This is a genomic window from Maribacter sp. MMG018, assembly GCF_018100785.1.
GTDB lineage: Bacteria > Bacteroidota > Bacteroidia > Flavobacteriales > Flavobacteriaceae > Maribacter.
Genome location: NZ_JAGJEC010000002.1, coordinates 588,212 through 600,331, shown reverse-complemented (window position 1 = coordinate 600,331; position 12,120 = coordinate 588,212). Strand labels below are relative to the sequence as shown.

Below are 12,120 nucleotides of genomic sequence, written 5' to 3'. Positions count from 1 at the left end.
CAAATTGTGCGCATAAAGCTTTCCATGTTCTTTATAATTGCCCTTTTTATTATTTGGGCCAGTTCATGTAGGAAAGATTTTGAATATGCACCTAGCGACGGTCATCTCAGCTTTTCAAAGGATACGGTTTTTCTTGATACCGTTTTTAGCACTATTGGCAGTAGTACCTATACACTTAAAGTATATAATAATACTAGAGACGATGTAATCATCCCTTCCATTCAGTTAAGAAACGGCACCGATAGTTACTACAGAATAAACGTAGATGGTGTTGCCGGCAAAACCTTTCAAAATATACCATTATACGCCCAAGATAGTCTCTTTATTTTTATTGAAACTACGGTAGACCTTGCACCTTCCATAGAGAACACATTACTTTATACCGATGCCATACAGTTTGACTCTGGGAACAACCTTCAGCAAGTAGAACTAGTTACATTGGTGAAAGACGCTATTTTTATTTTTCCAAAAACTACATCTAACGGCAATAAAGAAACTATTGTTTTAACTTATAACGATGATGGCGAAGAGATAACCGCAGAAGGATTTGAGCTTAATGATGACCAACTTATCTTCACCAACGAAAAACCTTATGTTATCTATGGTTACGCCCTTGTGCCCAACAACAAAAAACTCATTGTCGATGCTGGGGCAAGGGTGCATTTTCACAAAAATTCGGGCATATTAATAAAGAACGGAGCCTCTTTATCCATAAATGGAGAATTTAGCAACGACCAAGAATTACTTGAGGGAGAGGTGATTTTTGAAGGTGATCGCTTAGAACCGGAGTTTTCTAATATTCCTGGACAATGGGGGGGCATTTGGATAGAAAGTGGTAGCACAAACAACACCATAGACCATTTAACTATAAAAAATGCGAATATTGGAATATATGTAGAAGGCAACGATCAGTTATCAGAGAACTCTTTGGATATTAAAAACACACAGATATATAATAGTTCTAATTACAACATCTGGGCAAAATCCGCTAATATCACCGGTCAAAACACAGTGTTGGGAGGGGCGGGAAAATCTTCTTTATACTGCAATCTTGGCGGAAGCTATAATTTTACACATACCTCTATAGCCAACTATTGGAACGGAGGATATAGAACTTCGGCCGCACTACGCATCGATAATTTTTCCAATACAGAATCGGGTAACGACCTAGTAAGCGCGCGCTTTAAAAATTGTATTATAGACGGTAATGGGTCAAAGGAAATCTCTTTGAACACCAATGGGGCGAACCTATTTAATTTTAGTTTTGAGAGCTGTTTCATAAAATTCAATGATATCGGAAACCCGATTCCGAACAACCCATTATATGATTTTGACAATGAAAATTTCTACATTGATGTTCTATTGAATGGAAAAACAGCTTTTTTCTCCCCTTTATATAATGACTTTAGAATAGCATTGGATTCTGATGTAGTAAATCTAGGAAATCCAGATTTCGCCCAAGAGGTCCCCGAAGATATTCTTAAAACGGACAGAACCCTTAGACCAGATCTTGGTGCTTACCAAGCAATGGAAAACATTAGTAGTCAATAACCTTTAAATATGCAAGTATTTTCTTTCAAAAAATAGTATCTTATAAAGAATAATACAAAAACCTCGGTTTTTATAAGGTTTTCCTAGTTATATCGTAAGCCGTCTATTAGTAAATTGCCATAGAACACTATTTAACTTGGAATATTCATACACCATCATCGACCCCGATGCCGTGTCAAATTTGCAATTGAGCACTTTTTTGGCCGAATATGGGGATTTTAATTGTTCAGGTATTTCTGAAACACCTGATGATGGCCTCAACCTTATACTCAAATTCTCTCCAGATATTGTTTTTGTTAATTTAGACCACAATGCACAACTTCTGTTTCAGAAAGTAATAGAATTACACCAATATATTACAGACCTACCACTGATCATAGGTATTTCTAAGACAAAAAACCACGCCTATGATGCCATTAAAAATGGTTTTTTCGATTATTGGTTACAACCATTTAATGAATTTGATGTTAGAAAATCGCTTTTAAAGCTCAAAAGAAAATTTCCAAAAGAAAAAGAACCGCAAACTATTTGCTTAAAATCCTATAACGATTTTCATTACCTAAACACGGAAGACATACTTTACCTACAGGCAGATAACAATACCACAGAGTTTTTTATGAAAGACGGTTCTGTAGCCAATGCATATAAAACATTAAAAACTTTCGAAAAACAGCTTCCAAAGAATTTCGTGAGAATACATCAAAGCTACATCGTTAACACAAATTACGTTTCTAGGATCAATTTCGGAAAATCTATCTGCTCATTAAAAAAAGTTGACAAAAAGCTACCCTTTTCAAAATCCTACAAAGAAAGAGTAAACCAACTTAAACAAACACTCTCCAAAAACAGCATTTCTTCATTGAATTAACGAATTCTCGTAAAACTCGGTCAAATACTCACAGATTTAAACCATTCACTAAGTGTGCTTTAGTTTCATTTTATCCCTTGCTTAAGCTTATTACTTTGGCAGTATAATAATCAGTTCCCTAACTAAAAACTATTTAAAATGAAAAAATTGACAAGTATTTTAGCTGTAGCATTAATGGCATTAGGTTTAACAACTTATGTTGTTCAAAATACTGCCGATGAGTTCAAATTCATAAAAAATGTAAACACTAAATTGGCCTGTGATCAATGCGATAACCCATCTGATAGAAGAGACCCTCCAAAACTTGGCGGAATCGCAATGAACATAAGTGACAATGCGGCCGACGAGTTCAAATTCATGAAAAATGAAAACTCCACATTGGCCTGCGACCAATGCGACAACCCATCTGATAGAAGAGACCCTCCAAAACTTGGCGGAATCGCAATGAATATAAATGAGAATGTTGCCGATGAGTTCAAATTCATGAAAAATGAAAACTCCACATTGGCCTGCGATCAATGTGACAACCCATCTGATAGAAGAGACCCTCCAAAAGTTGGAATTGTCTAAACACTAACATATATGACAATTTAAATGCCCTGCACTTTTAAGTTCGGGGCATTTTCTTATCTTGTAGGTATTGAATTACAAAATCGAATTAAAATACCATACATTGCCTAAATTATTTTTTACCGTACTTGTAATTATATTTTTCCATTTCGGTCAAGGACAGACCCATCAGAATTCTACATTGTCCAATAAGATCAGGACTGAAGTAGACAGTTTAATTGTTGTCAGCAACAGCAAGTCTATTTCGCACGAAAGCAGAATAAAGGCACTTTCACAAGCTCATGGACTTCTTAAAAACTTGGAAGAGGATAGTTTAAAATTGCGATTACTTTCTAAACTATCTTATTACAGTTTTGACACGAACAACAAAAAATTATTCAAAGAAATAAACAAAGAAACCATTCAACTTGCCGCAAAAACCAAAGACTCTACTATTTTAGCGGAGGCTCATTGGGACAGAGGTACTTATTACCGTGAAAACTTGGTAAAGGATAGTGCCTATTACAGTTTTTCAGAGGCCCAGAAAATCTACGAAGCCAAAGGTAATTATTATTATTCTGGCAGAATGTTCTTTAACATGGCCGTGGAACAATCGGACATAAGAGATTATATCGGAAGCGAGGCATCTACCATAGCCGCTATTGAAAGGTTAAAGCCTTTAAACAAAAACAAAGAACTTTATCGATGCTACAACAATTTGGCCATTATATCCGTAGCTATTGGAGAATACGGCAGAGCTTTAAAATATTATGATGAAGCATTTAGCTATTTACAAAAAACAGAAAACCCTGAAATATATACCACAAGCTATCTGAACAATAAAGCGATTGCCTATTTGGATATGGGAAACTATTCGGAAGCCAGCAAATATTTTAAGCAAACCATAGAAACGAATGATTTAAAAAACAAAAACCCTGGCTTATACTCAAAAATTTTACTGAATCTGGCTTTAAGTAGACTTAAATTAGATGATACTATTGGCGTCTATCAAACCATTCAAGAATCTATTTACCTAAAAGACAGCCTAAACGAAACCAGAAGTTTAGCAGGTTCGTATTACACTTTAGCCGAATACTACCTTTATAAAGAGGATACCGCAAAAGCAATAGTCAATGCAAAAACCGCCCTGAAGCTGGCAAACGAAAGCTCTAACAACGAGCGGTTGTTGGACACTTATGACTTTTTGGCCAATGTAGACCATAAAAACGCTTCTAAATATTTTCAAAAGTACATATCCTTAGACGATAGTCTACAGAAAGAAGAAAGGCAGGCCAGAAATAAATTTGCACGTATCCGTTTTGAAACGGACGAATTTATCGCAGAAAACGAACTACTGGAAGAACAAAAAACAATTCTGGCCCGACAAAAACAAATGTGGACAGGTATCGCCATTGGCTTTTTCTTATTGGGGTTAGCCGTGTACGTTATCATACAACAACGAGCAAAAAATCAAAAATTACTTTTTCTACAACAACAGCACGCAAATAACCAAGAAATCTTTAACCTAATGCTTACCCAGAAGCAAAAGGTAGACGATGTAAAGAGAATGGAACAAAAACGTATTTCAGAAGAATTACACGACGGTATTTTAGGTAAAATGCTAGGGGCAAGAATGGTACTTACCGGCCTTAACAAAAAAACGGGCCCAGAGGCTATAGAGGCTCGGGCCGAAGCCATTAAGGCCCTTAAAACAATAGAAGGAGAGGTAAGAGCTATTTCTCACGAACTAAGCCATTCGGCATATCAAAAGATAAACAACTTTGTAAACTCTATAGAATCGCTTCTTAATTCCGCCAAGGAGAACACCGAAATAAACACGACCTTTAATTACGACGAGGATGAAGATTTTGATAGTTTAAAAGGAGAAATAAAGATCAATGTCTATAGAATGATCCAAGAAACATTACAAAATGCCATTAAACATTCGGGTTGTTCTAATTTCTTTGTTAACTTCGAACGGTCCGAAGAGTTATTTTCAGTTGAAATGGGTGATGATGGAAAAGGTTTTATCCTCGATAAAGAACGCAAGGGCATTGGAATGAGAAACTTAAGTTCTAGAATCGAAAAACTAAACGGAAAGTGGTTTATAGATACCGCACCGAACAAAGGAACCAAGGTCACTTTAGAAATTCCGTTATTTTATACGGAAAGCAATACTAAGAACCAACTTCAGGACGTTTAATTAATAACCTTAAATAATGATAGAATGAAAACGGTGAGGATTTTGGCAATAGATGATCATGAGATGACTACTTTAGGATACAAATACATCCTAGAAGATGCTGATTTCGAGAATTTTAACGTTAAAGTAGAAATTGCCAAGAGTTACGATAAAGGGAAGGAAAAAATAGAGTTCTCTTCAAAAACACTTCCTTTCGATATTATTTTATTGGACATTCAATTATTTCCTGCGGAAGCAAAAGACCCAAGAACCGGAGTTGATCTCGGAAAATTGGCAAGAGAATTAGTGCCAGATTCCAAAGTTGTTTTTATGTCGTCTTTCAGCGATAGTTATAGAATAAACAATATTTTCAAGACCGTAAACCCAGATGGATACATGGTGAAATCCGAAATTGACGAAATGTCGTTGAAAGCGATGGTTGAAACGGTCTATAATAGACCTCCATACTACACGGCAAGTGCCCTTAGTGCCGTTAGAAGAAGAATGGCCAGTACCATTAATATTGATGAGCAAGACCAAAAAATATTATACTACCTATCATTAGGAACCAATACTAGAGACATAGCTCCGTTGATCGCCGCCGCAAATACGACGGTCGAAGCCAGAAAAAGACAATTAAAAGCGATCTTTGGTGTAAAAAACGGAAATGACCTCGCTTTAATTCAAGAAGCAAAAAAAAGAGGTTTTTTATGATTTTTTAAATATCTAAAAATCAATATTTTATTTTTCCAATAGAAAAAATATTATAATATCCTCCGAAATTCTAAGGTTTTCCTAAGTCCAACGAATACACTTTAAGGCTATCTTTAAATAAAAAGATTGAATTAATGCCTTTACCCTCACACAGTTATTCGCAAATTCAGATTACCAAACTGAACACCAATTCTGGAATTTTAGGTATAGAAGAATTTATTAAGTCATTGGAGCTTAGTTTCTTTTCAAAAGTGACATTAAGAAACTGGAGCCCAAGGGAAGATGAAATAGCCATCGCATTGGAAATGCAGTGCTCTTTTAATCTATTGGAAATTTTAGGCCACTTCAACAAAGGGCTATGGGGATCAAACGATATAGATGTTTCCCCCTTAAAAAAAAGTTTTACCAATCTGGTAAATTCCAATTCGAATAGAATACCTATAGATATTCAAGAATTGACCTTATTCTTAAATGATACTACTATAACCATCAAAAAAGTTTACACCAATAGTATCATCGAGAACTTTGACACTATAATTAGTGAAATTGGAAAACGTTATGTTTCATTGTCAATGGGGCTTACAGAAAAGCCCGAAGAAATATTCATTCCTGTATTTGAAGACAATATTCAAACTATTGCCTCTTCTACGATACCACAAAATCTTCAATCTGAAACAACACAGACTACCTATTATAAATATTGGGGTATTTACCTAGAGTCAGATTTAGATGGTCTTATATTTGATGTTCAAAACAACAAATTCATCCCTGCAAAATTAGACTTTTGTGTGTTGGACGATTAATCAACAATCCCCCCAACACACAAAAACAAATTTATAATGAAAGGCGAGCCTCTTCCCCTTATTTTTAAGCTTGAGTAATTGTAGCATTAAAAATGGGCCTAGAACCCATCATCTTGTTCACCTCTTCTTTTACTTTTGCAATAACCTGTTCGTTTTCAGGATTGGTGATTACTTGATCTATTAAATCAACTACGGTTTCCATATCATCTTCTAACAAACCTCGCGTAGTAATAGCAGCAGTACCAAATCTAATACCTGATGTTACAAAAGGAGATTTATCATCAAAAGGAACCATATTCTTATTAGCGGTTATGTCTGCCAATACCAATGCCTTTTCAGCATCTTTTCCGGTAATACCTTTATTCCTTAGGTCAATCAACATCATATGATTATCCGTACCTCCTGAAATTATATGATAATCCCTAGAGACAAATGCCTTTGCCATTGCATCCGCATTTTTCTTAACCTGTTTCATATATTCGCCAAACTCATCGGTTAAGGCTTCACCGAACGCTACAGCTTTAGCTGCAATAATATGTTCTAATGGCCCACCTTGGTTACCAGGAAAAACAGCAAGGTCCAAAAGAGCGGACATTTTTCTAAGTTTACCATTTTTAAGTTTGATTCCGAACGGATTATCAAAATCTTCACCCATTAAAATCAGACCTCCTCTCGGCCCTCTTAATGTTTTGTGCGTGGTGGTGGTAACAATATGGCAATGTGGAATTGGATCACTAAGAAGTCCTTTAGCTATTAAACCGGCCGGATGCGATATATCAGCCAACAACAGCGCATCTACACTATCGGCTATTTCCCTGAATTTTTTAAAATCGATATCTCTTGAGTATGCCGATGCCCCGGCAATTATTAGTTTAGGACGCTCTTTGGTGGCTATTTCCTGAATTTTATCATAATTAAGAGTTCCCGTAGCTTCGTCTACACCATAAAAAACGGGATTGTACAATCTTCCCGAAAAATTGACCGGAGAACCATGGGTAAGGTGTCCCCCATGAGACAGATCAAAACCTAAAATGGTATCCCCAGGTTTTAAACATGCGTGGTAAACGGCGGCATTAGCCTGTGAGCCAGAGTGTGGCTGTACATTTGCATAGGCGGCACCAAACAATTCTTTAGCCCTATCTATCGCCAATTGTTCTACTTCATCAACTACTTCGCAGCCTCCATAATATCTTTTACCCGGATACCCTTCCGCATATTTATTGGTCAATACAGAACCAGCGGCTTCCATCACCTGAGGACTTGTAAAATTCTCCGAGGCAATTAATTCTATACCGTTTATCTGACGTTGCTTTTCTGCTTCTATTAAATCAAAAATTCGAGTATCCCTTTGCATTTTATAAAAATTAAAATCTCCGGCAAAAATACAAATAGCAACCAGTATAAAACCGATAAAACTAATATTCAACAAAATATTTTATCAAACGATAGTTAATAACTAATAATCGATAGCCACCAAAGTCCCTTTATGCTTTCAGAAGTAGACAAAAAGTACTTTTCACCAGATTCCTTAACAACTAGGATAAATAATCTTCTAAATTTATTTCAGAGATCGCGCCATGAGAGGCATGACGCTCAACCGTCCCGTTCTTGATTATCAAAAGTTGTGGAGATTGGTGCACTACATCAAATTTCTCGGCAACTGCATTGGACACATCCCTGTTCGCATGTAAATCCAAAAAATATAAGTCCATTTGAGAAGGTTGCAGGCTATAGGACGATTTAAATATGTTCAAAACCATTCTACTTACCCCACATGTAGTAGAGTGTTTAAAAATAACTTGGGGACGATCAGAGGAATTGGCCTCTATTTCACTCAATTGAGCTATAGAAACAAGAGGTATCCAAGGCACTTCGTTACCACTACACTTGTTTTCATTGTTTTCTTTACCAAATAACCCCTTAAATAATCCCATTCTTTACTAACTTTAAGCTACGTTATAAAAAAACTCAACAACTGCCATTTTGTCTTTTAAAATATGGCTCTTAAGCGACATTTTGTCTGTTATGTTCAATTGGTAGGATTGTTGTCTTTTTCACTGCAAAAGTAACATTCAATTTAAAACTAAAATATATGAACTTTAACAATTTCACCATAAAATCACAAGAAGCCATCCAACAGGCGCAAGTGATCGCCCAATCTTTAGGGCATCAGCAAATCGAAAACGAACATATTTTCAAAGCAATTACAGAAGTCGAAGAAAACGTTGTTCCATTTATAATTAAAAAATTAGGGATCAATATTAACCTGATCACCCAAATTCTTGAAAAGGAATTGGAATCTTTTCCCAAAGTACAAGGGGGAGATATCATGCTGTCAAGAGAAGCGGGCAAAACGGTAAACGAATCTAGTATTATTGCCAAAAAAATGGGAGATGAATATGTTTCAATAGAACACTTGCTACTGGCCATATTCAAATCAAAAAGTAAAATCTCGCAAATATTAAAAGACCAAGGAGTAACAGAGAAAAACTTAACAGCGGCTATTACCGAATTAAGAAAAGGCTCTAATGTAACATCACAAAGTGCGGAAGAAACCTATAACTCACTGAACAAATATGCCAAAAACCTGAATGAATTGGCAGACAGTGGCAAACTAGACCCTGTTATAGGTAGGGACGAAGAGATTAGAAGGGTACTTCAGATATTATCTCGTAGAACCAAGAACAACCCTATGTTGGTAGGTGAACCCGGTGTTGGTAAAACTGCCATAGCCGAAGGTCTTGCCCACAGAATAGTGCAAGGTGATATTCCCGAAAACCTCAAAGATAAAACCATTTACTCTCTAGATATGGGCGCCTTGATAGCCGGTGCAAAATACAAAGGGGAGTTTGAGGAACGCTTAAAAGCAGTAATCAAAGAGGTTACCAGTGCTGACGGAAACATAATCTTGTTTATCGATGAGATACACACACTTGTAGGTGCTGGTGGCGGACAAGGCGCCATGGATGCCGCAAACATTCTGAAACCAGCCCTTGCCAGAGGAGAGTTAAGAGCCATTGGTGCCACTACCTTAGATGAGTACCAGAAATATTTCGAAAAGGACAAGGCATTGGAACGTAGGTTTCAAAAAGTTATCGTGGACCAACCTGATACTGAGAGCGCTATCTCTATCTTAAGAGGTATCAAAGAAAAATATGAAGCCCACCACAAGGTACGTATCAAGGATGAAGCCGTTATTGCTGCGGTAGAACTCTCCCAGAGATATATTACCAATAGGTTTTTGCCCGATAAGGCAATAGACCTTATGGATGAAGCTGCCTCTAAATTAAGAATGGAAATCAACTCCAAACCCGAAGAATTGGACGTATTGGACAGAAAGATTATGCAGCTAGAGATTGAAATAGAGGCCATTAAGAGAGAGAACGACCAATCGAAACTTAAGGCTCTAAATTTAGAATTGGCCAACGTAAAAGAAGAGCGTAATGAAATTTTTGCCAAATGGGAATCTGAAAAATCGGTAGTGGACAATATTCAAAAAACAAAATTGGATATCGAAAACTATAAAATTGAAGCCGAGCGAGCCGAACGTAACGGGGATTATGGCAAGGTTGCCGAAATAAGGTACGGTAAAATAAAAGAGGCACAAGAAAAGCTCTCCAAATTACAACAAGAGCTGGCCGAACAACAGAAAGCCGGCACCTTGATCAAAGAGGAAGTAACCAGTGAAGATATTGCCGAAGTGGTAGCAAAATGGACAGGTATCCCTGTAACAAAGATGCTACAGAGCGAACGTGAAAAATTACTTAACCTAGAGAATGTATTGCATAAAAGAGTCGTTGGCCAAGATGAAGCAATACAAGCAGTTTCTGATGCGATAAGAAGAAGTAGGGCCGGCCTACAGGACATGAAAAAACCAATTGGATCTTTCTTGTTTCTAGGTACGACCGGAGTTGGTAAGACCGAGCTGGCAAAAACCTTGGCCGCATACCTGTTCGATGACGAGAACGCCATGACCAGAATAGATATGAGCGAGTACCAAGAACGACACTCTGTTAGTAGATTGGTAGGTGCACCTCCAGGATATGTTGGGTATGATGAAGGTGGCCAGTTGACCGAAGCGGTCAGAAGGCGCCCCTACTCCGTTGTTTTACTCGATGAAATCGAAAAAGCGCATCCAGATACCTTTAATATCTTACTACAAGTCTTGGATGAGGGAAGATTGACCGATAACAAGGGAAGGGTCGCAGACTTCAAAAACACGATTATCATCATGACCAGTAATATGGGAAGCCATATTATTCAAGAAAAGTTTGAAAACGCAACAGACCTACATAGTGCAGCGGAAGCGGCCCGTGTAGAAGTACTAGGACTTCTGAACAAAACGATTCGTCCAGAATTCCTAAACCGTATAGACGATATAATTATGTTCACTCCTTTGAACATGGAAAATATTAGGGAAATAGTGAAACTTCAGTTAGAAGGACTCAAAAAGATGCTGAACAAGCAAAATATAACCCTAGACGCTACAGACGAAGCCATAGATTATTTGGCAGAACGGGGTTACGAACCACAATTTGGTGCCAGACCCGTTAAGCGAACCATTCAAAAAGAAGTACTAAACAATATGTCTAAAGAACTTCTAAGCGGAAAAATAAAAGCAGATAGTATTATACTTTTAGATGCTTTTAATAACGAACTGGTATTTAGAAACCAAAACGACCTAGTGGTCTAAAATAATGTTGATAATGAAAGCGTCCTGAATAAAAAATTCAGGATGCTTTTTTTTTGTTACCTATATATACCAAACAGTATAGATTTTTTATCTTCGCACAAAAGCATCCAACATGTCTACAAAAGCCGAAAGAACTACCGCCTATATCATTGAAACGGTCGCACCTTTATTTAACAAACATGGCTATATTGGCACAAGCATGAGCGATCTTACCGAAGCTACAGGACTCACCAAAGGCGCTATATATGGTAATTTTGAAAACAAGGAGGCTTTGGCGCTTTCCGCTTTTGAGTACAACAGAAATATTTTATTAAAAGCATTGGACGAAGAACTGAATGCCCCAGGATCTGCATTGGATAAATTGTCTAATCTCACCGAGTTTTATAAAAAATATGATGCTTTTACGCTTAAAATGGGAGGTTGCCCTATTTTAAATGTAGGTGTAGATGCCCAGCACAACAACAAGCTCCTTGCTGCAGCAGTAAAGGAAACCATAAAAGAAATTGAAGGTAAAATTGCCCTAGTATTGGAGAATGGCCTTAATAATGGCGAGCTAAAACTCCCCGTAACCCCTTTGCAATTTGCAAAACAACTATTTACGATGATTCAAGGGGCCATTGCCATGTCTACCATTACCTTAGACCGTAAATATTTGTTGAATACCATTACCTACTTGGAAATTTTAGTCAAAAGAGAACTATAAATTCAAGTAAAAACCAAATAATCTTTCATAAGATATAAAAGTGCTGAACACCATTAC

At 36.9% G+C, this 12,120-nt stretch carries 10 protein-coding genes; 8 read left to right on the top strand and 2 right to left on the bottom strand.

The features are described from left to right. The first annotated feature begins 6 nt into the window (after positions 1-6). From J8L85_RS10865 to J8L85_RS10840, 6 genes are all read left to right on the top strand, one after another. Entirely contained in the window at positions 7-1,551 is a 1,545-nt protein-coding gene (locus J8L85_RS10865) for a hypothetical protein (RefSeq protein ID WP_348771752.1), read from the top strand. Between the two features lie 136 nt (positions 1,552-1,687). Beyond that, positions 1,688-2,419, top strand: coding sequence for a LytTR family DNA-binding domain-containing protein (locus J8L85_RS10860; RefSeq protein WP_211017165.1), 732 nt, complete (start codon positions 1,688-1,690; stop codon positions 2,417-2,419). 138 nt (positions 2,420-2,557) lie between these two features. After that, positions 2,558-2,989, top strand: coding sequence for a hypothetical protein (locus J8L85_RS10855; protein WP_211017163.1), 432 nt, complete (start codon positions 2,558-2,560; stop codon positions 2,987-2,989). 103 nt (positions 2,990-3,092) lie between these two features. Then, a complete protein-coding gene (locus tag J8L85_RS10850; RefSeq protein ID WP_211017161.1) occupies positions 3,093-5,171 on the top strand; it encodes a tetratricopeptide repeat-containing sensor histidine kinase in 2,079 nt (692 codons plus the stop codon). Between the two features lie 24 nt (positions 5,172-5,195). Then, a complete protein-coding gene (locus J8L85_RS10845) occupies positions 5,196-5,864 on the top strand; it encodes a response regulator transcription factor (RefSeq protein WP_211017159.1) in 669 nt (222 codons plus the stop codon). Between the two features lie 134 nt (positions 5,865-5,998). Next, positions 5,999-6,667, top strand: coding sequence for a hypothetical protein (locus J8L85_RS10840; protein WP_211017157.1), 669 nt, complete (start codon positions 5,999-6,001; stop codon positions 6,665-6,667). A 64-nt stretch (positions 6,668-6,731) separates the two neighbouring features. On the opposite strand, the gene glyA is transcribed toward J8L85_RS10840, so the two are convergent. Then, positions 6,732-8,021, bottom strand: a complete 1,290-nt coding sequence (gene glyA, locus J8L85_RS10835) for a serine hydroxymethyltransferase (RefSeq protein WP_211017155.1) — start codon at positions 8,019-8,021, stop codon at positions 6,732-6,734. A gap of 181 nt (positions 8,022-8,202) precedes the next feature. Further along, positions 8,203-8,601, bottom strand: coding sequence for a bacillithiol system redox-active protein YtxJ (gene ytxJ / locus J8L85_RS10830; RefSeq protein ID WP_211017153.1), 399 nt, complete (start codon positions 8,599-8,601; stop codon positions 8,203-8,205). A 158-nt stretch (positions 8,602-8,759) separates the two neighbouring features. Between ytxJ and clpB the strand changes: the two genes are divergently transcribed. Beyond that, on the top strand, positions 8,760-11,360 hold the full coding sequence (gene clpB / locus J8L85_RS10825) for an ATP-dependent chaperone ClpB (protein ID WP_211017150.1): 2,601 nt from the start codon (positions 8,760-8,762) through the stop codon (positions 11,358-11,360). Between the two features lie 112 nt (positions 11,361-11,472). Continuing rightward, entirely contained in the window at positions 11,473-12,063 is a 591-nt protein-coding gene (locus tag J8L85_RS10820) for a TetR/AcrR family transcriptional regulator (RefSeq protein ID WP_211017148.1), read from the top strand. The last annotated feature ends 57 nt before the right edge of the window (positions 12,064-12,120 follow it).